Annotated in this window: 27 protein-coding genes; 7 read left to right on the plus strand and 20 right to left on the minus strand. The window is 48.1% G+C overall.

From position 1 onward, the window contains the following. Positions 1-5: 5 nt before the first annotated feature. Genes B3K42_RS13370 through B3K42_RS13390 form a run of 5 tightly spaced genes read left to right on the plus strand, consistent with a single transcriptional unit; the run spans position 6 to position 3,172 of the window. Complete coding sequence (locus B3K42_RS13370; protein WP_110990204.1) at positions 6-842, plus strand: 2-oxoacid:ferredoxin oxidoreductase subunit beta; 837 nt, start codon at positions 6-8, stop codon at positions 840-842. Further along, on the plus strand, positions 839-1,450 hold the full coding sequence (locus tag B3K42_RS13375) for a 2-oxoacid:acceptor oxidoreductase family protein (protein ID WP_110990203.1): 612 nt from the start codon (positions 839-841) through the stop codon (positions 1,448-1,450). Before B3K42_RS13370 ends, B3K42_RS13375 begins: the two co-directional genes overlap by 4 nt. After that, complete coding sequence (locus tag B3K42_RS13380; protein WP_110990202.1) at positions 1,447-1,878, plus strand: diacylglycerol kinase family protein; 432 nt, start codon at positions 1,447-1,449, stop codon at positions 1,876-1,878. The genes B3K42_RS13375 and B3K42_RS13380 overlap by 4 nt, the downstream gene beginning before the upstream one ends. Then, positions 1,875-2,723 (plus strand): M23 family metallopeptidase, encoded by an 849-nt coding sequence (locus B3K42_RS13385; protein ID WP_110990201.1) that lies wholly within the window; start codon positions 1,875-1,877, stop codon positions 2,721-2,723. The genes B3K42_RS13380 and B3K42_RS13385 overlap by 4 nt, the downstream gene beginning before the upstream one ends. Beyond that, positions 2,720-3,172: a DUF523 domain-containing protein gene (locus B3K42_RS13390; protein WP_110990200.1), complete on the plus strand. Its 453-nt coding sequence runs from the start codon at positions 2,720-2,722 to the stop codon at positions 3,170-3,172. The genes B3K42_RS13385 and B3K42_RS13390 overlap by 4 nt, the downstream gene beginning before the upstream one ends. Here B3K42_RS13390 and B3K42_RS13395 read toward each other — a convergent pair. The 7 genes from B3K42_RS13395 to B3K42_RS13425 are packed head-to-tail and all read right to left on the minus strand — an operon-like array spanning position 3,156 to position 8,120. Continuing rightward, positions 3,156-3,752: a hypothetical protein gene (locus B3K42_RS13395; RefSeq protein ID WP_110990199.1), complete on the minus strand. Its 597-nt coding sequence runs from the start codon at positions 3,750-3,752 to the stop codon at positions 3,156-3,158. The genes B3K42_RS13390 and B3K42_RS13395 overlap by 17 nt on opposite strands. Positions 3,753-3,781: 29 nt before the next feature. Further along, entirely contained in the window at positions 3,782-4,240 is a 459-nt protein-coding gene (locus tag B3K42_RS13400; protein WP_110990198.1) for a hypothetical protein, read from the minus strand. Positions 4,241-4,256: 16 nt separating this feature from the next. Continuing rightward, entirely contained in the window at positions 4,257-5,357 is a 1,101-nt protein-coding gene (locus B3K42_RS13405) for an NADH:ubiquinone reductase (Na(+)-transporting) subunit F (RefSeq protein ID WP_110990197.1), read from the minus strand. Positions 5,358-5,370: 13 nt separating this feature from the next. Beyond that, positions 5,371-5,964 carry an electron transport complex protein RnfA gene (locus B3K42_RS13410; protein WP_110990196.1) on the minus strand — a complete coding sequence of 198 codons (594 nt, stop codon included), beginning with the start codon at positions 5,962-5,964 and terminating at the stop codon, positions 5,371-5,373. 14 nt (positions 5,965-5,978) lie between these two features. Beyond that, complete coding sequence (locus B3K42_RS13415; RefSeq protein ID WP_110990195.1) at positions 5,979-6,578, minus strand: NADH:ubiquinone reductase (Na(+)-transporting) subunit D; 600 nt, start codon at positions 6,576-6,578, stop codon at positions 5,979-5,981. A 1-nt stretch (position 6,579) separates the two neighbouring features. Beyond that, positions 6,580-7,200, minus strand: coding sequence for an FMN-binding protein (locus B3K42_RS13420; protein WP_110990194.1), 621 nt, complete (start codon positions 7,198-7,200; stop codon positions 6,580-6,582). Beyond that, the gene (locus B3K42_RS13425; protein WP_110990193.1) at positions 7,197-8,120 is read right to left on the minus strand and encodes an RnfABCDGE type electron transport complex subunit D; all 924 of its coding nucleotides are present in this window, start codon (positions 8,118-8,120) and stop codon (positions 7,197-7,199) included. Before B3K42_RS13425 ends, B3K42_RS13420 begins: the two co-directional genes overlap by 4 nt. A 64-nt stretch (positions 8,121-8,184) precedes the next feature. Here B3K42_RS13425 and B3K42_RS13430 point away from each other — a divergent pair, with 64 nt between their 5' ends. After that, positions 8,185-8,454 (plus strand): type II toxin-antitoxin system Phd/YefM family antitoxin, encoded by a 270-nt coding sequence (locus tag B3K42_RS13430; RefSeq protein ID WP_292599269.1) that lies wholly within the window; start codon positions 8,185-8,187, stop codon positions 8,452-8,454. A gap of 12 nt (positions 8,455-8,466) precedes the next feature. Then, the gene (locus B3K42_RS13435; protein WP_110990191.1) at positions 8,467-9,606 is read left to right on the plus strand and encodes an ABC transporter ATP-binding protein; all 1,140 of its coding nucleotides are present in this window, start codon (positions 8,467-8,469) and stop codon (positions 9,604-9,606) included. A 59-nt stretch (positions 9,607-9,665) separates the two neighbouring features. On the opposite strand, the gene rpsT is transcribed toward B3K42_RS13435, so the two are convergent. From rpsT to B3K42_RS13500, 13 genes are read right to left on the minus strand one after another with little or no spacing between them, the layout of a single operon-like run. After that, on the minus strand, positions 9,666-9,944 hold the full coding sequence (gene rpsT / locus B3K42_RS13440; RefSeq protein ID WP_110990190.1) for a 30S ribosomal protein S20: 279 nt from the start codon (positions 9,942-9,944) through the stop codon (positions 9,666-9,668). A 44-nt stretch (positions 9,945-9,988) separates the two neighbouring features. Continuing rightward, the gene (gene metK, locus B3K42_RS13445; RefSeq protein ID WP_110990189.1) at positions 9,989-11,170 is read right to left on the minus strand and encodes a methionine adenosyltransferase; all 1,182 of its coding nucleotides are present in this window, start codon (positions 11,168-11,170) and stop codon (positions 9,989-9,991) included. Positions 11,171-11,192: 22 nt separating this feature from the next. Continuing rightward, positions 11,193-11,498, minus strand: coding sequence for a hypothetical protein (locus B3K42_RS13450; protein ID WP_110990188.1), 306 nt, complete (start codon positions 11,496-11,498; stop codon positions 11,193-11,195). Between the two features lie 5 nt (positions 11,499-11,503). Beyond that, entirely contained in the window at positions 11,504-12,517 is a 1,014-nt protein-coding gene (locus tag B3K42_RS13455) for a hypothetical protein (RefSeq protein ID WP_110990187.1), read from the minus strand. Continuing rightward, complete coding sequence (gene hflX / locus B3K42_RS13460; protein WP_258367203.1) at positions 12,514-13,761, minus strand: GTPase HflX; 1,248 nt, start codon at positions 13,759-13,761, stop codon at positions 12,514-12,516. Before hflX ends, B3K42_RS13455 begins: the two co-directional genes overlap by 4 nt. A gap of 7 nt (positions 13,762-13,768) precedes the next feature. Continuing rightward, on the minus strand, positions 13,769-14,011 hold the full coding sequence (hfq, locus tag B3K42_RS13465) for an RNA chaperone Hfq (RefSeq protein WP_110990185.1): 243 nt from the start codon (positions 14,009-14,011) through the stop codon (positions 13,769-13,771). Beyond that, positions 13,995-14,924, minus strand: a complete 930-nt coding sequence (gene miaA / locus B3K42_RS13470) for a tRNA (adenosine(37)-N6)-dimethylallyltransferase MiaA (RefSeq protein ID WP_110990184.1) — start codon at positions 14,922-14,924, stop codon at positions 13,995-13,997. The genes hfq and miaA overlap by 17 nt, the downstream gene beginning before the upstream one ends. Then, a complete protein-coding gene (locus tag B3K42_RS13475; RefSeq protein WP_110990183.1) occupies positions 14,921-15,703 on the minus strand; it encodes a class I SAM-dependent methyltransferase in 783 nt (260 codons plus the stop codon). The genes miaA and B3K42_RS13475 overlap by 4 nt, the downstream gene beginning before the upstream one ends. Then, positions 15,700-15,882, minus strand: coding sequence for a hypothetical protein (locus B3K42_RS13480; protein WP_258367196.1), 183 nt, complete (start codon positions 15,880-15,882; stop codon positions 15,700-15,702). The genes B3K42_RS13475 and B3K42_RS13480 overlap by 4 nt, the downstream gene beginning before the upstream one ends. A 56-nt stretch (positions 15,883-15,938) precedes the next feature. Next, the gene (locus B3K42_RS13485) at positions 15,939-18,350 is read right to left on the minus strand and encodes a carbohydrate ABC transporter permease (RefSeq protein ID WP_110990181.1); all 2,412 of its coding nucleotides are present in this window, start codon (positions 18,348-18,350) and stop codon (positions 15,939-15,941) included. A gap of 9 nt (positions 18,351-18,359) precedes the next feature. Beyond that, positions 18,360-19,688 (minus strand): carbohydrate ABC transporter permease, encoded by a 1,329-nt coding sequence (locus B3K42_RS13490; protein ID WP_110990180.1) that lies wholly within the window; start codon positions 19,686-19,688, stop codon positions 18,360-18,362. A 1-nt stretch (position 19,689) separates the two neighbouring features. Then, a complete protein-coding gene (folP, locus tag B3K42_RS13495; protein WP_110990179.1) occupies positions 19,690-20,535 on the minus strand; it encodes a dihydropteroate synthase in 846 nt (281 codons plus the stop codon). Further along, positions 20,535-22,118: a CTP synthase gene (locus tag B3K42_RS13500; RefSeq protein ID WP_110990215.1), complete on the minus strand. Its 1,584-nt coding sequence runs from the start codon at positions 22,116-22,118 to the stop codon at positions 20,535-20,537. Before B3K42_RS13500 ends, folP begins: the two co-directional genes overlap by 1 nt. Positions 22,119-22,121 lie beyond the last annotated feature (3 nt).

Genomic DNA, 22,121 nt, shown 5'->3' on the forward strand with positions numbered 1-22,121 from the left:
AAATCATGGCTATCGCAAGGCTAACCAAGTATCTTAGGCAAGACAGGATGCCTCACGTTTGGTGTCCCGGCTGCGGAAACGGCGTTATTATGAAGGCCTTCATTGACGCAGTCGACAAGGGCGCCCTTGATCCCGACAGAGTCGCCGTAATATCCGGCATTGGATGCTCTTCCAGAGTCACAGGATACCTTAACTTCAACACTATGCACACTCTTCACGGAAGGGCAATAGCGTTCGCTACAGGCGTTAAACTGGCACGACCGGAATTCAACGTTGTTGTAATGGGCGGGGACGGAGACATGATGGCAATTGGCGGAAATCACTTCATCCATGCCTGCAGAAGAAACATGGATCTTACCGTGATAGTTTTCAATAATAATATATACGGAATGACGGGCGGACAGTATTCGCCGACAACGCCTCATGAGAAGATCGCTTCGACTTCTCCTTACGGAAATGTTGAGAACTCGTTCGACATAGTGAATCTCGCAGTCGCCTCCGGTGCGACCTATGTCGCCAGGACGACAGTCTTTCATTATGCCCAGATGGTGCAGTTCATCCAGAAGGCCCTGAATCACAAAGGTATGGGAGTGGTGGAGATAATGACCAATTGTCACACATACTACGGAAGATACAATGCAATGTCCAAACCGGAAGATCTGCTGACGCATTTCAAAAAGAACACGGTGCAGATCAAGAAAGCAAAAACAATGTCTCCCGAGGAATTATCGGACAAGATAGTTGCCGGCGAGTTTGTCAATATAGAAGCGGAAACTTACAGCGACAGATACAGGATTATGAGCGAACGGATAATCGCTGCCGAGAGAGGTGACGAAGCATGAAGCACACGGTTTCGGAACCTCATTCAGTAAGGATTTCCGGTATCGGTGGCCAGGGAAATGTCTTGATGGGTATCATTCTAGCTGAAGCGCTCCTTATTCAGGGAAGCTGGGTCGTTCAGACTCAATCATTCGGCGCGCAGGTGAGGGGCGGGCTCTCTTATTGTGATGTCCTTTTCAACAGCGAGCCGATCGACTACCCAAAAGCCCATTCCTTTGAACTTATCTACTCCATGCACCAGACGGCCGTTAATGCTCACGTTCCCCTGATTCATATGAACGGCGTCCTTATAGTAGATTCGACTCTCGTCAAATCCATTCCGAAAGAAGGAATAAGAATGACGAGAAAGATTATTTCCAAGCCGGTAACGGAACTCACAGAGAATAAATTCGGAAGCACGCTTCCCGCTAATATGGTGGGGTTGGGACTGATTGCCAGAGCCGGGAATTTCGTCACCACTCAGTCACTTAAGGAGGCCATGGTCAAGCACATTAAAGCAAAGTACGTTGAAATGAACTCCCGGGCTATTGATTTCGGTTACTCACTAATTGAGAAATCTTACAATATTAGAAGTGAAAGAATCGATTCTGTCGGCCGGGGATTTGAATGAAGAAGTTTGTCAGAAGTCTAGGCAACGCCACAAACGGAATAAAGCATCTCTTGAAGGAACGGAACTTCAGAATCCAGCTCGTTTTCGGAGCAGTAATTCTTACTCTTGGCGCTCTGCTAGGCCTTGACAAGAATGATTATTATTGGCTTCTTTTCTGTACGTTTATGGTATTACTTCTCGAGGGAATTAACACGGTGGTGGAGAAGATGGCCGATATTCTGCGTCCCTACTATGACGATAGAGTGCGTGTACTAAAGGATACAGCAGCCTCAGTAGTACTTATAGGGACTGCAGTATCTATCCTTATAGGATTATCCATTATTTTACAATCAATTTTTGGTTTGCATTTTGCCATCGGACTGCTTTTTGGTATAATGATCTTGGTAATCTTCTTCTTCTTGGGGCTTTTTGGAGGTGGCAGGGAATGAACCGTCGGGTCATTCTGTTATTCTTAGTTATGTCTTTGTTTTTGATGACTCGCAGTTTTGCGTATTTCCTCGTTACGTACGTGGTTAGATCGGGAGACTCGATTCACACTATTTCCAGGGATTTGGATGTTTGCATTTCGACAATTATCGATTTCAACAACCTGAAGAATCCTAGCAGTATCAAGGCAGGAGATACGCTCCGGATGCCTCAGCCCGATGGTCTGATCTACGAGGTTCAATCCGGCGATACCTTCGATTACATAGCAAAGCTTTTCTTCGCACCTGTCGAAGAGTTGATAGCAGCGAACAACCTTCGGCCTGATTCGATTATCAACCCTGGACAGAGAGTCTTCATTCCCATGTCCCTGATAAACTTGTATCAGTATGTTCCGCAGAGTTCCCCATTCAGGTGGCCCATTTATGGGGTCATATCTTCCAATTACGGTTGGAGAACTCATCCTGTAAGCGGGCAGCCCTCATTCCATTCGGGACTTGACCTTGCGGCTCCCGAAGGAACACCGATCTTTGCAGGTTCGAGGGGAACAGTAGTCTTTGCCGGAATGAACGGCGGTTATGGGAATATGGTTGAAATACAGCACGACAATGGTTACGTTACCCGTTATGGCCACATGAGCAGAATCAGTGTTTATATAGGTCAAAGAGTGGAGACCGGTTCGTTGATCGGCCGGGTCGGAACCACAGGGATCTCGACGGGTCCTCACGTGCATTTCGAAGTCAGAGATCCGAAGACCAACACGATGAATCCCCTTTCGATGCTCCCCACACGTGACCTCATGTACGTGATAAGAAGAGAGGACGACGGCACCGCTGCCGGTGGTAAATGACAAAGATCCTGGTTAGCGCTTGCCTCATCGGTGTCAACTGTACGTATCGCGGAGATAACAACCTGTCTTTGAAGCTTCTTGAGCTGGTGGACAGGTTTATTCTTTTACCTGTCTGTCCTGAGCAGCTCGGAGGACTTCCGACACCGCGTCCCAGGGCAGAAATAACTACTTCATGCGACTGGCGGGCAGCAAGGATAGTTATCGATCAGTTTGGGAAGGATGTTACTCAGAACTACACACGAGGAGCCGAAGAGGTGTTGAAAATAGCAAAGCTTTCCGGAACCAGTATCGCTCTCCTCAGGTCGAGGAGTCCTTCTTGCGGGTGCAAAGGCATCTACGACGGTACTTTCAGCGGGGTGATGATCGACGGAATGGGAATAACAGCGGAGCTTCTCATGAAGAACGCTATTGAAGTCTATTCCGAAGAAGAGATCAACTTCTTATACTAGGGTCGAATAGCTCAGTTAGAATCTGTCTCTCCTCTTCTGTTTCCATTGTGAATCCCGGACTCTTGGCCAGTACCACCCAATTTCCTTTCTGCCAGATGAGAGCCTGGTCTTTGCCACCGAACCTTACCACTTTTGCATAGCAGTAATCTGCCTTCTTTATCCTGCCCATGTCTCTCGTTAGTACCGAACCTTCCACAAGGAAGAGCGTCTCCCAGGTTCTTCTTGCGGAGTCTGCGGAATCCAGCTTCCAGATATACACATTTATCACCCTCGAGTTCAGCTCGAACTGCAAGCTCCTGACTGAGTCGTCTTCGGGCGGGTATAATACCCGGATTACCTCACCATCGTCCTGCTCTACAGAAACTCCGATAGCAAGACCCTGATCCGGCGGAAAAGGAGCTTCACCAAGAAGGGAGAAGACGCCGTTGTTGAAGGTCAGCTCATCCAGTTCGATCTCACTGGCAGGGACAACCACTTCCATCTTGTGTCCAAAGGCGTAATATGAAGCAAATGCAATCAACGCAATTACGAAGAAGAACGTGAAAAGCGCCCTGTTTCTTGAACTATACTTTTTGACCATTTTCGATCACACCAGGCAAATTCATCTGGTCAGATCAACTCCAGAATCTTTGCAACCTTTTCGGGATCGAGCCTGTAGGTCGAACCTTTTCCCTGATAGAAACCGTGCTCTCGTATAAGATGAATGGAAATCGGTGAATAGTCTATCTCTTCCTTCAGGGCGATATTTCTCACATTGACGTTTACTTTTTTTGAAAGATGTCCGTGTCGAAAGGGGCAGGGTATGTAACCGCGACTCTCCTCAACGATTACGACGAAGCGATCATCGACTCTGACAGGCGAGCCGAATCCTTTTCCACCTTGCTTCATGAGCATTTCCAGCTTGTCAGCGATTATTTCGTTCGTCAAGCCCAATTCCTTCACCTTCGACTCATCCTCGCTAATAATATCCAGCAGGTTTCTTTCGTCATCGCCAAGAAAGCCCGGACCTGTGATGCTGCCGGCTCTCATGTTTTCCTGAATCCTATCGAAGTCCGGAGTCTGTTTCATAATCTCACCTCCAAAACTATCCGAATTTGTCGTAGTAGATCTTTTCTTCCGGTACGTTGTGCTTTTTCAATACGCTTATACAGGCATTTATCATCCCGGGACTACCGCAGAGATAACCCTCTCTGGAAGGCTCATCTCCCTGCCCGGCAAGGTACCTGTCAACCACATCCGTTATCAGTCCCACTTCGCCTTCCCAGCCGTCTTCGGGCAGGGGGTCGGACAAAGCCGGTATGAAATGGAAGTTAGGCATTTTGCTTTCGATCTCCTTCATTTCCTCAAGATAGAAGAGATCCTTCTTGCTCCTTGCTCCAAAGAAGTAATACGCATTTCTTTCTACGCCCTTTTCCATCATGTCAAGTACTATCGACCTGATCGGAGCCATCCCCGAACCACCGGCAATGAATATTATATCCGAATCGGTCTCTCTGAGAAAGAAGTCTCCAAACGGTCCAAGGATTCTTATCCTGTCTCCCACTCTAAGCATCGTGTGGACGTAAGTTGTCACAATTCCATTAGGAACCAGCCTTATAAGCAGTTCAACTCCGTTCCTCACGGAGGGCGGAGATGACATAGAATAGGCTCTCATTGTCTCTCCCTTTATATCTCCATAAGCAGGCACGATCAGTTGAACATATTGACCGGCTTTGAACCTTATCTCTTCTTCGAGATCGAAGAAGACTTCCTTGATATCATGAGTGACATTCTCTATGGATGAGACGGTTGAAAGGTACTCTCGTATGTTGAAAAGCTCTTCGGGAATTTCGATAGATATGTCGCTTTTCACTTTCACCTGGCATGAGAGCCTGATATTGTCCTTTTTCTCTTTGGGTAAGAGATAAGGCAGTTCCGTGGGAAGAATGGGCCCGATATCACTCAGGACCTTCACCTTGCACAGTCCGCAACTGCCCTTGCCTCCGCATGCCGAGGGGATGAAGATCTTCTCTCCCGCGAGAGTGGAAAGTAGAGTCGATCCGCCCTTTACCTTGTAGCTCTTGGATTCATTTACCTTGATATTCACTTCTCCGTAGTTGTTAACCAGGGCATCTGCGATTGTAAGAACCGCAGCGAGTACTGCGGAGATCCCTCCAACGACCAGAGCAGAGATGACTATTTCCAAGCCAAACACCACCTTACTGAACGGGCAGCATGCCCGAGAAGCCCATAAAAGCGAGGGCCATAATGCCGATGATTATCATGGTTATCCCGGGTCCCACCAACTGAGGGGGAAGATCCTTTTCTCTAAGTCTCATTCTCATCGCAGACAGCGCGACTATTGCCAGCCACCAGCCCGCTCCGGATCCAAACCCAAAGAACAGCGACTGTATCAGATTGTATTCTCTGATGATCATGAACAAAACGCCGCCAAGGATCGCACAGTTCACGGTGATTAGAGGCAAGAAGATTCCCAGATTGATATAGAGTGCCGGAGAGAACCTGTCGATAACCATCTCCAGAAACTGGACAAATGCAGCAATTACTACGATGAATACGATGTACCGGAGATAGACCAGATTCAGTGGAACAAGAATATAGTAGTAGACTATGTAATTCAGGACCGATGTCAGTGTCAGGACGAAGGTTACTGCCATTCCAAGGCCGTTGGCCGTCTTTATATCTCTCGAAACGGAGATGAACGAGCACATCCCGAGAAAGTTGCTCAGAACCATGTTGCTCGTAAGTGCCGCAGCGATCATTATGACAAAAGGATTAAGCGGAACTCCCATCTACATCTCCCCCCTCATTTCTTCTTTACGATAGGTGTGCGTGCGATCCAGATTATGGCGCCAAGTATGAAGAAGGCGCTGGGTGCCATAATCATGATCACCCAGGGAGTGAAGCTCTCCGGCATGACTCTCAATCCAAACAAAGTTCCGAAGCCAAGCAGCTCCCTGATGAAGGCCACTGCCAGAAGAATCAGCGAATAGCCTATTCCGGCTGAGATTCCGTCAATGAATGAAAGAACCGGCCCGTGTGACTGCGCAAAGGCCTCGGCTCTGCCCATGATTATGCAGTTAGTGATAATCAAACCGACATAAGGACCGAGGGCCTTGCTTATGGAAGGAAGATAAGCCTTCAGAACAATATCCAGGATTATTACGTAAGTAGCGATTATCAGAACCTGAACCATCATACGCACATTCTTGGGAATATGCCTTCTAAGAGCCGAAATTGTGAGCGAAGAGAATGCCGTAGTAAAAATAAGGCCTATGCTCATTATCAGTGTGTTTGTGAGATTGTTCGTTACGGCCAGGGCCGAACAAATCCCGAGTATCTGCACAATTACAGGGTTGTTCTTCCAGATATTCGCGAGGAAGATCGTCTTCTTCGATTCAGCCATACTAATCCACCACCTCAAGAACTACCGGGAGAACCGTGTTAACCGCCTTATTCAATAAGGTCTGGATCGATTCCGAAGTTCTCGTCGCTCCAGTAATTGCATCGACCTTTGAGTCGTCTCTAGAACCGGTGTCCTGACCCGAAACCACGGCTACTCTTGCAGAAGAATCAGAGGAGATCAGTTCTCCCCTGAACTGCTCCTTAAACGACTCTTCATCTATTCTTCCGCCAAGTCCGGGAGTTTCCGAGTGGTTGATGAAATCTATTCCCGTTATTCTTGATCCGCTCTCATCTACCGCTACAAGAGCCGTAATAGTCCCCCAGAGCCCGGCGCTTTGCACAGTAAAGGCAAACTCTCTCGTTCCGTCTTTCTCGACTACATAGACAGTCTGTGCTCCCTCGAGCTCTTTGATTCTGCTTGAATAGAGCTTCTGAACTTCCTCATCCGGCGGGGAATCGGCTCCCTCCCAAAGCTCGAATACATAAATCAACGATCTCTGAAACTCGAGCCGCTCATTTCTTTCGATCGTACCGGAAGCCAGTGCGTTTATGCCTGCGAGACACAGGACAAATACCGTTGTTAGAATGAAAACAAACAATACAGAGTAAAGCTTTTCGTTCACGCCTTCACCTTCTTCGGGGTGCTGAGATAATCAAGAAGAGAGGCAAATGTGTTTGCGATAAGGACAGCGAACATCAAACCGGCTCCGAACAATGAGAATGTACCTATTATGACTGCAAGAGATCCGATCATAGCCCCGTAGATCCATTTGGCTCTATCTTTCTTCGGCGCGCTGATCGGGTCTGTTGCCATGAAGACGGCCCCAAACATGATACTGCCTCCGATCATCCAATGGAATGGGTTCATTCTTGAAGGGTCAAAAATGAAGATTATTCCCGACATCACAAATGCCGACACCAGAGTTGATACAATGATCTTCCAGGAAGCCGCCTTGGTCATGATCAGATACACCGCAGCGGCTGCAATCAACCATTTCGCCGTTTCGCCGGAAGAACCGGCTATGTTTCCGAAGATCATCCGCCATGCACTAACCTCTCCGCCGCCCCTGATGACATTGGCCGGAGTGGCCATAGTGACAATATCCGAGCTGATCCAGCGCGTAAAGCCCTGTCCCCAGCTCTGAACTGCCGGAGTCCAGCTTTGCTGTACGGCGGCAGGAAAACTCACATAAACGAAGGCCCTGCCAACTAATGCAGGGTTGTAAAGGTTCCTGGCAAACCCTCCAAAGGCCATCTTGGCGAAGACTATTGCAAAGGAGCTTGAAACTATAACTATCCAGAAGGGAACGGCAGGAGGCAGAATCAATCCAATTAGGAACCCGGTAACAATTGCAGCTTCACTCACGGACTTCCCCTTTTTGCTTTCGAATAGCCATTCAACAAAAACCGAGACAACTATCGAAAGAAAAACCTTGGAAAAGACCACCCAGCCAAAATTTCCAACAGCGAAGACCAAAATTGGAAGGAGAGCGTAGATAACCTTTCTCATCATTGGCTGTTTCAGAAAAAACTTCTTCGCCATCTTTGGCACCTCCGAAAACTAAAGCTTGACTATAATTGTGGTCATAATGTATAATAGTCCTGAGGTGGTTCTCTTGTCTAGGTTACATGAGCTCTCTTTTTTTTCACTGGCCGAAGCGAAAGCTCACTTTTCAAAGGTCGTTGACGACTGCGAGAAGGCCGATATTATTATAACAAAAAACGGGCTCCCAAAGGCCGTCGTGATGGACTATGACAAGTATGTACTCCTCAACAGGTTCCTGGAAAGAGTCCACGATCTCTATTTGATGGACGCCGGGGATGAAGCGATGGATGTTGAGATAGAGGATCTTATTGTTGAAGTTGATGATGATTGACGGAGGTGCAAGATGGCAGAAGTTACTCTCGAGAAGGTAGGCAAAACTTATCCGAACGGAGTCAAGGCCGTTCTCGATGCGAATCTCGAAGTGAAGGACAAGGAGTTTCTCGTTCTCCTGGGTCCGTCGGGCTGTGGAAAGACCACGACATTGAGAATGATTGCCGGTTTGGAAGAGATTACGGAAGGAACGATCAAGATTGGCGGCAAAGTCGTCAACGATGTCGAACCTAAGGATAGAGACATCGCCATGGTCTTCCAGAACTACGCTCTTTATCCGCACATGTCGGTTTACGAAAACATGGCATTCGGACTGAAACTGCGAAAGACGCCGAAGCCGGAGATCGAAGAGAGAGTCATGGAAGCGGCGAGAATACTTGGAATAGAACAGTTGCTTGACCGTAAGCCAAAGCAGCTCTCGGGTGGTCAGAGACAGAGAGTCGCAGTTGGAAGAGCGATAGTTAGAAAACCAAAGGTCTTCCTTTTTGACGAACCTCTCTCCAACCTCGACGCCAAACTAAGGGTTCAGATGAGAGCCGAACTCAAGAGACTGCACCAGAATCTTCAGGCGACGATAATATACGTTACTCACGACCAGGTCGAGGCAATGACCATGGCCGACAAGATCGTAATCATGAAAGACGGAATAATCCAGCAGATCGGGGACCCTTACTCCGTCTACTTTGAGCCGAAAAACAAGTTCGTTGCTGGATTCATCGGCACTCCCGCAATGAACTTCATCAGTGCGAAGCTTGTCTCTGAAGGAGGAAAAGTCTGGGTAGTAAAGGAAGACATGAAACTTCTTGTTCCTGAAGACAAGGTTGAAAGGCTCGAACACCTGGTAGGTAAAGACACCACATTCGGTATAAGGCCGGAAGACATCTACGACAAAATGTACTCGGTTGCGCCGAAAGAAGAGTTCATAGTCAAGGGCGACGTGGAGGTTGTCGAGCCTCTCGGAAGTGAGACTCTTATCCACGCAAATATTCACGGCGATGATATCGTGGCCAAGGTCGATCCCAAGAGTAGAGCATCTTCAGGAGACAAGATGGATCTGGTCTTCGATATGTCTATGATGCACCTGTTTGACCCCGAGACGGAGGAAAACGTCCTTGCGGGGACTCACAAGGATGCAGCTCCGGACAATCTTTGATAACTCTTATCTACAACAAAAAAGGTGGCTCAGGCCACCTTTTTTATTTTTTCGTTCAATCAACCTCTCGCTTCGACATATGTCTTGACTTTGGCGGTCAATCTTGCCTTCTTACGTGAAGCCGTATTCCTGTGAATAGTTCCGGACTTCGCCGCCCTGTCGAGAGTAGAATATACTTCGCTAAGCATGGAAGACACGGCCTGTGGATCTTCCCCCTCTTCCATCGCCTTATAGAGCTTCTTGGAAGCATTCCTGAATTTCGTCCTCGCGGCCCTGTTCATAACTGTTCTCTTGGCCGTCTGTTTCACTCTCTTCTTTGCTGATGCATTGTTAGGCACTTATCACTTCTCCTCCTTTCAAGATTTACCCGTTAATTGTATCATCAATCCACTGCTTTCTTCAATTGGTCAACGGCATCGGTCTCTTCCCACGGCAGTCTAATATCTATCCTGCCGAAATGTCCGTAGGCAGCCGTCTGCCTGTATATAGGCCGTTTCAGGTTAAGCCGGTCGATGATCGCGGCCGGTCTGAAGTCAAAAACCTTCAGGACGGCTTTTCTAAGCTTTTCGAGATCGACCTTCTCCGTATCGTGAGCATCTATCATAAAGGACACGGGTTTTGCAACTCCAATGGCATATGCTAGCTGAAGAGTGACACGTTCTGCAAGCCCGGCCGCCACTATATTCTTTGCCGCATATCTTGCCATGTAATGAGCCGATCTATCGACTTTCGTGGGATCCTTTCCGCTGAAGGCTCCTCCGCCGTGAGGCGTCCAGCCTCCGTAAGTATCGACGATGATCTTCCTGCCTGTCAAGCCAGTATCGGCCGAAGGACCGCCCCTGACAAATCGACCCGTAGGATTCACGAAGATTTCCACCCCTTCAAGAAGTAGTTCGTGGTCTATTTCTGGCGCAACTACGTTGTCAACCACAAGTCTTTCGATCTCCTCCGCAGTCAAGTCAGGATCATGCTGAGTCGATACCACGATAGCTGTTACTCCGACAGGCTTGCCATCCTGATACTTGACAGTAACCTGGGTCTTTCCGTCAGGCCTGAAGCCATGAACACTCTCGTCTTTTCTCACTCTACTGAGCCTTCGAGCCAGTCTGTGAGCAAGAACTATCGGCAACGGCATCATTTCTGGAGTCTCGTTCGTCGCATAGCCAAACATCATGCCCTGATCTCCCGCTCCAATGAGGGCATATCTATCGGAATCGTTTTTCTTCGCTTCTAAGGATTTGTTTACCCCTAGAGCTATATCCGAGGACTGCTCGTCAATACTTGTGAGAACGGCGCAGGTCTCCCCGTCAAAGCCGTACTTCGCCCTGTTGTATCCGATATCGAGAATCGTGTCCCTAACTACTCTGGGAATATCTACGTAAGCTTTGGTACTTACCTCTCCGGCAACTACGACAACTCCCGTTGCAAGAAGAGTCTCAACTGCAACTCGCGAATCTTCATCCTGAGTCAACATCGCATCGAGAATCGAATCGGAAATCTGATCTGCCATTTTGTCCGGATGGCCTTCGGTAACGCTTTCACTGGTAAACAACCAAGTCTTCATGACTGCCTCCTATAAACTGAATCTATTCTTCGTACTCTTCCTTAGACAAGAATCTACCACCGATTATTTCGAAGGACAAGGGCCTGAACGCTCTGTTGAACTCAGCCATGATCTGAATCTTGTTCTGGCATTTGCTCCCGATGAACTCTTTATCGAGCCTGTAGACTCCCTTTCCCTTTCCATAATTTACGCTGACATCGTAGTACTTTCTAAGATGGCTGCGGAATTTCTCTCCGCACTTACTGCATTCAAAGTGGACAACAACCGTATTGCCACTGTCGTAAAAGGGATTCTTCCCTATATCTCGCGGCTTCTTCTTGAAAAACATCCGAATTACCTCCTCATGACTATTCTGAAGTCTTTCGAAGCCTCGTTTCCCCAGTGGTCCCGAACCACTACCCTGGCATCTCTCGGATTCGTCCAGTCGATATCATCCCAAATGTTTATTGGCAGAACGCTGAGCGATATCCTCGCATTGAGATTGAACCAGTAATCAGACTCCGTTGAAGGCGAAGAGTATATCTCGTGGACCTCGTCTAATTCGTCTACCTCGAAAGAAACAAAATCGATCTGATAGACGAGGCTGTTCTCAACATACAACTCTATGGTCTTTGGGCTTACGGGATGTCTCAACTGAACCTTGGCGTGAAGATCGAGAGGGGTAGTAGCGCTCATCTCGATCGTCGGCTTTCCCTGAGCAAACGAGTAAGTCTTTCCTCCTGCCCTAATGTCCAGTATTTCGACTGCCGATGTCGGATTGCCTGTATCAAAGTAGAAGCCGGGATTGATTATGGTCTCCATTGTCGAATCTCTCACTTCGATGTGAAGATGAGGTGGGACATTTCCGCTGTTTCCCGATTTGGCAACGACATCGCTCTTTCTGAAGGGAAGTTCTCTGGGATCGAAGGTGACTTCAACATATTGATCACCAAACTCGGAAATCAGTTGATGGTAGATGTCGTTAAGCTTTCTTCCCGCCAGAGAAGAAGTATCTCCGATTTCATTTACGTGAGCGAATATTACATTGATACCCTTTTCATTAGTGAGAATATTGGTAACTTCGGGAAGTGTGAGGGCAATTCCTATCCCGTATATGGGATGGTTTATGTAAATCTGGTGTAAGTATGAGTCATCCGGGGAAAGAAGATCGAGACCGACTACGCTCCCGGTCGAGTAATCCATTCCCATGTGAAAATGCTCTGGATAGTTTATGTTTCTTGAATTTCCTCGATACTCGCCAAAGTAACCCGTTATTTCCGGCGCCCTCTTCAGTGGAAAAAGGAGCGATGCCGAAAACAACATGCAGCTGATCACTAGCGCCAGTACGACCGATAATAATCTCTTCATTTCCTTCCCTCCTCGCTAATAGAAGAAATGAGCCTTTCATTTATCTCATCGGAGGATACATATTCGACCTCGATAAGCTCCCTTTCGTAGCATTCAGAAAGCACCTCAAGCGAGCCTCTGAATCTCATGAAACTCGAGAACTCGGTCGGGGTTAGCCTGAGCTTTCTCCTTGATCTTTCGCCAAAAAGGCTTCGACTGATTTCGCTCAAAATGCCTTCTATATTGAAGCTTTTTGAGGCACTCACCATTATTGCTCCTGGGAAGATACTCCCGAGTTCACGAAGTCTTTCATTTGTACAGAGATCGATCTTGTTTAAAACATGTATTCTCTTGATTTCACCTGCGCCGATTTCACGAAGAGTGCGATCGACAATCGAATACTTCTCCCTGACTGCCATATCGGACGCATCGGAAACCACTACCAACAGATCTGAGTACTTCACCTCGTCAAGCGTAGATCTAAAACTCTCCATCAGCTCATGGGGCAACTCTCTAATAAACCCTACGGTATCGGAAACGAGTACCTGCATGCCGGCCGGCAACTTCGCCTTCCTTACCCGCGTATCGAGCGTTGCAAACAGCTTGTCCTCGACCAGAAGCTCGTCGCTGCTTATTTCCGAAACCAGCGATGACTTCCCGACATTTGTATAACCCACAAAGGAAACAAGAGGAACAGAGGATGCCTGCCTCTTCTTTCTGGAGATTTCCCTGCGCTTGCCAAGCTCATCGATATCCTTTCGCAGGCGCGATATCCTGTCCTGAGCCTGGCGCCTGTCTGTCTCCAGCTTCTTTTCTCCCGGGCCTCTCGTACCTATACCCGCTCCTGTCTGAGAAAGCGCTCTGCCAAGCCCTTTGAGCCTGGGCAACTGATACTTAAGACTGGCCAGTTCGACTTCGAGTTTGCCTTCCTTTGTCGTGGCGTGGTCTCCGAAGATTTTCAGAATCAGCTGTGTTCTGTCCATCACAGGTATCTCCAATAGCTTTTCGAGATTCATCGCCTGAGACGGAGAGAGTTCATGACGGGTAATCGCAAGAGTGGCGCCGAAGGCACCTACCATCCTTTTTGCAAAATCCACTTTTCCCTTTCCAAGATAATGCCTGGGGTCCGGGTAGTCTAGATTCTGAACGACGGTCTCGACAATATTATAGCCACCAGTTCGGGCGAGCTCGCGAAGCTCGCCCTGTATTTCTGTCTTCATATTCTGTTCTTCAGACGAAAAAACAGCGACAAGTAAAGTATTTATGCTCTATTCAATCCTCCTTCTTGCCTGTCGTATTCGTCAATTTCACGTACTTCTGAGGAACCATCATCTTGATCGCGTGCTTGTAGACAAGAGTCTGCTCCTGCCCATCTTCCAGCAGTACGGTGAAATTGTCGAACGACTTAACCATCCCCTTCGTCTGGAATCCTCCTTCGAGGTACATCTTGACTTCGATTCTGTTTACCCTAAGAAGATTCAGAAAGCGATCTTGCAAATTAAACTTTTCGGCCATTCTTACCCCCCCAAACTGAGAGAATTGCGTTCTCAAGAACCCGAACTGCCTCTTTATCGAGGACGGACAGGTCAATTCTCAAAGCTTCACTATATCTTCTGAACCAAATAATCTGACGACGAGCGTATCTTCTTGTATTCGTAAGCATCCGTTCCTTACTTTCCGAAAGGGACACTCCGCACTTTATATATTGTACCATCTCGGCGTAGCCTATTGTCTTCATCGAGTTAAGTCTCGTTGTATAGCCTTTGTCGAGAAGCCTCTTCGTCTCATCTATCAGACCGTTTCGGATCATCTCGTCCATGCGTCTCTCGATTCTCTGATGAAGCTCTTCTCTCTCTCGTTCAAGAACTACGATACCGAACTCGTCAGAACTCTCGCTCTCTCCGTGCAGTTCCGTCAAGGGCCTTCCTGTCTTGAAGAAGACCTCGAGATATCTGATTATTCGTTTGAGATCGTTCTCGTGCAGCAAATCGAATGCCTTGCTATCCACCTTTTTGAGTATTCTTCTCAGCGAGCCTTTGCTCTGAGACTCAATCTCGAGGAGGGCCCGCCTTACTTGCTCATCTCTTGGAGGAAGATCGGTAAGACCCTTGATGAGCGATTCTGCGTAGAGGCCCGTTCCGCCTGCCAGTACCGGGATCTTTCCTCTCGATACTATGTCGGAAATGGATTGAAGGGCGAGTTTTCTGAACTCCATAACATCAAAATCCTCGTCCGGATCGCGAATGTCTATAAGCCAGTGTTTAAGCAAAGCCTGTTCTCTCTTTGTCGGCTTGGCGGTTCCTATGTCCATGAAACGGTATATTTGTCTGGAATCAACGGAGATCACTTCTATGGGAAGTCTTCTGGCCATCTCCAGCAGGAGCGAAGTCTTTCCGACCGCAGTCGGTCCGAGAAGTAATGGAATCATCTCTTCTCAACTACCCCGTAAAGCACTCCGCTCTTCTTGCTTCCGCAAACCTTGTCGAACTGGAGGCCTAACTCTTCGAAGAGAGTATCTCGCGTTCTGCTCTTGATGATGAATCTCTTTGAGGAAATCCTGATCATCTCGTCTACGTCGGCCCTGCTGATTCTCTCATACATTGCAAATGGCCTGAGAGGATTTATTGAGTTAGAACTCATCTGCGGTCTGTCAAACATCGGGTCGCAGTAGACTATGTCGTAAGAAGCGTCGGGACACTCCTTCACGAAATCTCGAAGATCCCTGTTGTGAAGCTCGATCCTGGTCGACGCTTCTCTTATCCATTCATAAGTGTACAGATAGTTGCGAAGTCCATGAGAAACTACCCTGTATATGTGTTCGGAGGCCTCAAGGCCCACCACCTTTCCTTCAGGCAGAAAGTGAGCAATCAGAAGCGCCTCGTTCCCGAGCCCGAATGTCGTATCGAGAACGGTTTCGTCTCCGGAAAGCTCCATGCTCTTGATTAGATAGTCTGAGTCCTGAAGCTTTATATTCTTATACCTGACCTTCGACATGCCCGGGTGAAAGAAGAAAACCGAATCCCCGGTCCTGATCGACAGCTGGCCATTCTTGTCGAAGACGTAGTAGAAATCGATCGGGTATTCCTTCTCGAAATCCTTCAACCGGCCTCTTGAAACGTATTTGACTCCAAGCTCATCGGCAAGGCCTCTTGCACTCAAAACTTCTTCTTTCGTCGGTTTATGAGAGGTTGTGACTACAAATCTCATCTATTGCCTCCATCATTGTTTCCCGGTACCAGTTTTCTGAGCAGTTCCAGTTCGGATTCTTTGATCTCTATTTCTCTCTCCAGTGCATCGTACTCCTTCTGCAGGTTATCCAATCTTCTCTGGACTTGCCTGTAATTGAGAACGGCATCGATATTCGTAATCAAAAGAAGCGAAATCAAAAGAGCCAGAAAGATGAACAATCCGAGAGGAAATTTGGCTTTGCTCTTCTTGCTTTTTATTTGAGACCACTCCTGGCAATTCCAGCTATGAAGTACTTCTGAGTAATCAGAAAGAGAATAACGACCGGAATTATCGAAAAAGTAGCCGCGGCCATCAGAAGGTGATAGTCACTACCTGTCGCCGAGCTGAAATTCTGAAGCCCCACCGGGAGAGTCCTGATTTCCGGGCTCTTGGTCACTATGAGAACCCAGAGGAAGGAATTCCAGCTGCCGACGAATTTTAACAGCGCTCCTGTAATTACAGCAGGCTTCGAAAGCGGAACCAGAATCGTCCAGAGAAAGCGCCATTTCGTCAGACCGTCGATCATGGCGGCATCGTAAAGCTCGTTAGGAATCGTCATAAAGTGCTGTCTAAGCAGAAATATCGCAAAGACAGAGACTACCCAGGGAACAATGAGGGCGTAATATGAGTCGATCCAGCCGAGGGCTGTCAGGGTTATGTAATTGGGAACCAGCAGCACTTCTCCGGGGACCATCATCGTTGCCAGGAAGAGCGTGAACAGAAAGTTCTTCCCAAAGAACTCCATCTTTGCAAACGCGAATGCCGCCATCGCAGCAAAAATTATCTCCACGAAAGTCGTTACCATCGCAACAAACACTGTGTTGAAATAGTATCTGCCAAAAGGTGCAGCATTCCATGCAGTTATGTAGTTCTGGAAGAAATTCTTGAAGGTTTCCCCGAATGTGAAATTGACTTTGCCGGCCGGTATGTCGTCCTTGAACCAGACGGCTGGAATGCCTTTAAGCTTAATGTCGAATGACTTTGCGCCCGATGGCGAAATTATACCTCTGTAGTAGACTCTTTCAACTTCGACAGGCTTGAGTGAAAGATCAAGTTCACTGAATATATCCGAATGTACCCTTGAGAAAGTCCCAACCATTGTCGTCTCTTTCCATCTTCGCCTAATTAAGTCTGCAAATGCATCCTGGCCGCCAATAGCAGCCTGTCTGTCAAGACCTGCAACGACTCCTCCGACGCCTATAGTCTGACCGGCGGCCGAAGCCACTTCTCTGATAAGCGACGTGAGGTCGGAGTATGACGTTTTCTCTTCCATCGCATTGCGAACTTTCGTGTCCATCTCGGAACTCGAAGCGATCAGCAGGGATGTTCTGAGAAAATTCATGGCGTCATTTATCACTTCAAGAGGGGTCTGAGTATCTAAAAAATATTGAGATAGAGTATCTTTGAAATTCCGATCCAGGTAGTTCAGGAGTATCGTTACTGCGTCTCGCACATTGGAAGGCGTGATCGCTGAGAGCAAATAGCTTCTGGCTTTCTCTTCAACGTCCCATCCCCTTACAAACTCCGAGAGCAGGGAATGGACTTCTGCGTCTGAGCGTATCTTTCCAACTATTGAGGTGCTCGATAGGGTCTTGTCTTGAGAATCGTTGTAGAAGACCCTTATGTCTGAATAGAGGTCGAGCAGTTCGGCCCACTGAACCAACCCCTCTGGAACGGTCTCTAGCGAGCGCTCAAGCTGCCGGACAGAGAGAGACATTCTGGAGTCGGCGCCGGCTATTGTCCCGGATAGAGAGACGATTTCCGCGCCCACGTCCCGAATGAGATCGACACTGCTTCTAAGATCCCCGATTATTGTTTCCAGTTCGACCAGATCCGTGACCCCCGTCTCCCCCATTCTAAAAGACTCGAGAGTCTGCATTGAAGCCGTCAGATCCGCAATCGGAGTTTCAAGAAGCCTGCCGGACTCTTCTCTGATCTTCGCCTTCATTTCCTTGCTTTCGTCAGTGTCTATAGGCAACTCCTTCATTGCAGTTTCAACGCTCTGAGAGAGTCTATCGATCGCTTTTGAGTACTGAGCTTTGAGAGAGCTGACGAGAACTACTCTTCTCACAAATCCGCCGTCACTGTATACTGCAGCGTTGAAGAAACTGTCCATAAACCGGCCCGCACTGTCCGTGGGAAGGTCCTTCAGGACACTCGAAAAGGAAACGGGAACGTCTGCCTCAAGCGCCGAATACCTGTCGACTAGTGCGGCGAACCGTTCTTCATCGACTTCTGTAGCGTAATCTGCCGGAGTTCCGTCGCCTTTAAGCAACTGGATCTCGATTTCGCCTCTTCTAATTGGATCATCGTCCAGAGTGACAGTGACAGTATCTAAACTTGCCGACTCTTCCATAAGGGCAGCAAAGTTTCTGAACTCACTGAGACTAAGAGTTGAGAGATCAACGGAGGCACCGGAGCTTTTCTGCTTTATCTGTGTCTTGAAAGTAAAGGAACTGGCAGCGTTCTTGGTCGTCCAAACAGGCGGCCAGCTTGAGACTTCGCTGGGCGCCTTGAAGGAGGTTGCGACCATCCAGCCGAATGGAATCAACATCAGAAAGGCCCCGCCAATTATAACTACATAGAGAAGAATCTTCGAGATTATCTTTGTCGACGATGTAGTCATCTGAACACCTCAACCCTCATAGTGGACACGCTTCTTGCCCACGTTTAGCTGCACTATTGTCAAGACCAGAATTATCATGAAGAGAACGTATGCGGCGGCACTGGCCACTCCCATTCTCTGCTGGTTGTAGAAGGCGTCAAATACGTAATAGACCAGTGTCAGTCCGCTCTTATTGACCGGTCCAGGAAGACCCTGGTATAGAATGAAGATCTGAGAGAAAACCTTGAACGCACCAATCATCGTAATTATCATTATGAAGAAGGTTGTGCCCGAAAGCAGCGGCCAGGTGATGAACTTGAATTTCTGCCAGCCGCTTGCGCCATCGACATCGGCAGCTTCGTAATATGATCTGTCTATATTCTGAAGGCCGGCGAGAAAGATGACGGTGGTGTAACCAACGTGCTGCCATACAGAGACTATGGCTATCGTCGGAATCGTCCACGCCTCTTCTTTCAGCCAGGCGATTCTAGGCAAGTTGAAGATCGAGAGAATATAGTTGAGCAATCCAAACTGGTCGTTGAACATCCACTGCCATACCAGTGAAACGGCAACCACCGATGTGACAAAGGGTATGAAGTACGCAGTCCTGAATAGAGAGCGCAGCTTGATGTTCTTGTTTAGAAGCATCGCTATGATCAGCGCCAGCCCTATTTGCGTCGGAACGGACAGAAGAACATAATAAACCGTGTTGTAGATCGATTTAAGAAAGTCGGAACTTTCTTTGGCGAGCGTGAAGTACTGCACAAAATCCGCGCTCTGCCTCAAAATGAGATACGCTAGGGCGTAGTAGACGGCCGCGAACAGAAGCAGAGTCAACCACTGACTGGACTTCATTTTCTTCCACTGAACACTCTTTCTCCTGCGCATCAGTATGAAAAGGCCGAGACCCATCAACCCCAGACCGGCAAACAAACCTGCTGCCGTCAAATCAGCCGAAGAATTGCGAAGAAATACATAACCGGCGACGGCCGCAACATAGATCGCATACAGAAACGAGTGACTCTTCTCTGTCTTGTCGTACTTGCTCATCAGACCGAAAACATGGTACAGAGCCTGCACGATAACTAGAACAACCACAATGTAGACGGCGGTGTTTATCAACGAATTGACAAAGCTCAGCGAAACAGGATACGTGAGTCTGAAGAGCTCCTTATAGTTATCGAATCCAATGAAGTAACGAGTGGTCGAAGTGTAATCCCATTTGAAGAAACTGAGTACAAGTGAAAATCCGATGGGCCAGAAAACAAAGACACCTAAGATTACAATCGAAGGCAGCAGGAAAAGATATGCTTGCCAGGTTTCCTTCCAGTACTTCTTCGAGCGTCTACTGTAGGGCAAATCATTCCCTCCCATTTTCTCCGTATGGGTTTAGTATCTTAAGTATACCAAAGATTCGGCTGTGCTCCAGAACATCGTGGACGCGAATTATGTCCACTCCTTTAAGGTACAGGTAAGTCGAAATCGAGAGGGTTTCTTCCAGCCTATTTTCAACAGCGCTTCCCGTGAGCTTTGCGATGAAACTCTTTCTGGAATGGCCAACCAGTAGGGGAAAGCCCAGTTGCAAGAAGCGCTCGACGTTTCTAAGTATTTCTATGCTCTGTTCCGCCGTTTTGGCGAAACCTATCCCCGGGTCGAGAATTATTCTGTCTCTCCTTATTCCTGATTCGATCGCCCTCTGCGCTCTTTCGACGAGCCAGGACGAGACCTCCTCGACTACATCGCCGTAATCTGTCATCTGACTCATTGTCGAAGGATCTCCCCTCATGTGCATTATGATAACCGCTGCATTGCTTTGCGAAACAACTTCAACCATTTCTTCCGACCTGAGCCCGGTAATGTCGTTGACGATATCTGCACCGGCTGCGAGGGCCACTCCCGCGGTCACACTATTGCAGGTGTCTATCGAGATAACCGCGTGGGGCTTCTTTTCCCGTATTTGCTCTATTATGGGAACAACTCTGGCGATCTCCTCTTCCACCGAGATCTTTTCTGCCCCCGGTCTCGAGGATTCACCGCCGACATCGACGATCGCTGCCCCGCCGTCAAGCATTCTGATCGCAGCGTCGACAGCCGCGATAGTATCGCTGAACCTGCTTTCCGGAAAGAAGGAGTCTGGAGTCGCATTGACTATCCCCATGATGACCGGTTCGGAAAGATCAAGCACTCTACCGCTACTGAAGACCACTACTGATTCCTTCTCTTCTCTCTGACGCGTTTGACGAAGAGCTCGAAGACCGGATTTGGATTGCCAACCTTGGAGCGGAATTCCGGATGATACTGAACTCCGAGGAAGAATCGCTTCTCCGGCAGCTCTATTGCCTCAACAAAGGTCGCCAAGGAGGAAATGGTCAATCTGTTTTCATCCTTTTCTCCCGGATTTCTGAAGAGGTCGGGGAAGCGCTCCAGATTGACTTCGTATCTGTGTCTGTGCCTCTCGAATGCTATCTTCTCATTGTATGCATCCATCAGCAACGTGCCTTCTTCAATCGGAGTCTCCTGCGCCCCGAGCCTCATAGTGCCTCCGAGCTTCATAATTGCCTTCTGCTCTTCCATGATGTCAATTACCGGATAGGGAGTCGAAGGGTCGAATTCCGTTGAGTTGGCGTTTTCATAATGGGAAACGTTTCTTGCAAACTCGATAACCATCAGCTGCATTCCGAGACAGATACCGAGGATAGGGATGTCTTCCTCTCTTGCCGCCTTAATTACAGCTATCTTTCCTTCAATGCCTCGCTTGCCGAAACCACCTGGGATGATGATTCCGTCGTATTTTCGAAGCTCATTCTTAATCTGCTCTTCCGTCATCTCTTCGAAGCACTCCGAGTCGATGACGTCGGGTTTGCTGGCACCGCAAAGCGTAATGCTTTCCGAAATGCTCTTATAGGCATCGTCCGTTCCAAGATATTTTCCCACTATGACTATTCTGGTCGGAACGAATGTTCTCGGATAATTCCAGTCGAACCGCTCCTCAATTTCGAGGTTGAGCCATGCGGCAATCTTTCTGTGAATCCCGTATGAATATACGATTCGTGGAACATCGTAGACGTTCTCGGAGTCGGGAAGGTTATAGACCATCTGTCTATTGAGACCGCCGAAAAGTGCGATCTTGCCGAGCTCGTTCTCCTCAATTGGCAACTCTGATCTGACGGCAATCATCTGAGGCTGGATACCGATTCTTCTCAGCAGCTGAACGGATTGTTGTGTAGGCTTCGTCTTGAACTCATTAGTGACCCGCAGATATGGAACATAGGTCACATGGATGAACAAGAAGTTTTCAGGGCCCTCTTCGACCCACAGTTCCCTCACCGCTTCAAGAAATATCTCGCCTTCGATGTCCCCGACAGTACCGCCTATTTCTATCATTATCAGGTCTCCGGGGACTTTCTTGATCCTCGACTTTATCTCATCCGTGACGTGAGGGACCATCTGCACTGTTGCTCCCAGATAGTCACCCTTTCTCTCCTTGTCAATTATCGACTTGAATACCTGGCCTGCGGTCATGTTGTTCTCTCTTCTCATGTCCTTCCCGAGAAATCTCTCGTAATGACCAAGATCGAGATCGGCTTCGTATCCGTCTTCGGTAACGAACACTTCTCCATGCTGGTTCGGGTTCATAGTTCCGGCATCCAGATTCAGATACGGATCTATTTTAAGAGTGTTTACCTCGACTCCGCATTCCTTCATAACCCTCGCTATTGAGGCGGAGAGGATCCCCTTGCCGATCCCACTGATTACGCCTCCAGTTACAACTACGTACTTCTTCTTCATCAT

The sequence above is a fragment of the Mesotoga sp. UBA6090 genome (genome assembly GCF_002435945.1).
Classification (GTDB): domain Bacteria; phylum Thermotogota; class Thermotogae; order Petrotogales; family Kosmotogaceae; genus Mesotoga.

Bases quoted from the DNA above. Each gene is read 5' to 3' on its own strand.
- B3K42_RS13370 (WP_110990204.1), top strand. From the start codon at position 6: ATGGCTATCGCAAGGCTAACCAAGTATCTTAGGCAAGACAGGATGCCT.
- B3K42_RS13375 (WP_110990203.1), top strand. From the start codon at position 839: ATGAAGCACACGGTTTCGGAACCTCATTCAGTAAGGATTTCCGGTATC.
- B3K42_RS13380 (WP_110990202.1), top strand. From the start codon at position 1,447: ATGAAGAAGTTTGTCAGAAGTCTAGGCAACGCCACAAACGGAATAAAG.
- B3K42_RS13385 (WP_110990201.1), top strand. From the start codon at position 1,875: ATGAACCGTCGGGTCATTCTGTTATTCTTAGTTATGTCTTTGTTTTTG.
- B3K42_RS13390 (WP_110990200.1), top strand. From the start codon at position 2,720: ATGACAAAGATCCTGGTTAGCGCTTGCCTCATCGGTGTCAACTGTACG.
- B3K42_RS13395 (WP_110990199.1), bottom strand. From the start codon at position 3,752: ATGGTCAAAAAGTATAGTTCAAGAAACAGGGCGCTTTTCACGTTCTTC.
- B3K42_RS13400 (WP_110990198.1), bottom strand. From the start codon at position 4,240: ATGAAACAGACTCCGGACTTCGATAGGATTCAGGAAAACATGAGAGCC.
- B3K42_RS13410 (WP_110990196.1), bottom strand. From the start codon at position 5,964: ATGGGAGTTCCGCTTAATCCTTTTGTCATAATGATCGCTGCGGCACTT.
- B3K42_RS13415 (WP_110990195.1), bottom strand. From the start codon at position 6,578: ATGGCTGAATCGAAGAAGACGATCTTCCTCGCGAATATCTGGAAGAAC.
- B3K42_RS13425 (WP_110990193.1), bottom strand. From the start codon at position 8,120: ATGGCGAAGAAGTTTTTTCTGAAACAGCCAATGATGAGAAAGGTTATC.
- B3K42_RS13435 (WP_110990191.1), top strand. From the start codon at position 8,467: ATGGCAGAAGTTACTCTCGAGAAGGTAGGCAAAACTTATCCGAACGGA.
- metK (WP_110990189.1), bottom strand. From the start codon at position 11,170: ATGAAGACTTGGTTGTTTACCAGTGAAAGCGTTACCGAAGGCCATCCG.
- B3K42_RS13450 (WP_110990188.1), bottom strand. From the start codon at position 11,498: ATGTTTTTCAAGAAGAAGCCGCGAGATATAGGGAAGAATCCCTTTTAC.
- B3K42_RS13455 (WP_110990187.1), bottom strand. From the start codon at position 12,517: ATGAAGAGATTATTATCGGTCGTACTGGCGCTAGTGATCAGCTGCATG.
- hfq (WP_110990185.1), bottom strand. From the start codon at position 14,011: ATGGCCGAAAAGTTTAATTTGCAAGATCGCTTTCTGAATCTTCTTAGG.
- miaA (WP_110990184.1), bottom strand. From the start codon at position 14,924: ATGATTCCATTACTTCTCGGACCGACTGCGGTCGGAAAGACTTCGCTC.
- B3K42_RS13475 (WP_110990183.1), bottom strand. From the start codon at position 15,703: ATGAGATTTGTAGTCACAACCTCTCATAAACCGACGAAAGAAGAAGTT.
- B3K42_RS13485 (WP_110990181.1), bottom strand. From the start codon at position 18,350: ATGACTACATCGTCGACAAAGATAATCTCGAAGATTCTTCTCTATGTA.
- B3K42_RS13500 (WP_110990215.1), bottom strand. From the start codon at position 22,118: ATGAAGAAGAAGTACGTAGTTGTAACTGGAGGCGTAATCAGTGGGATC.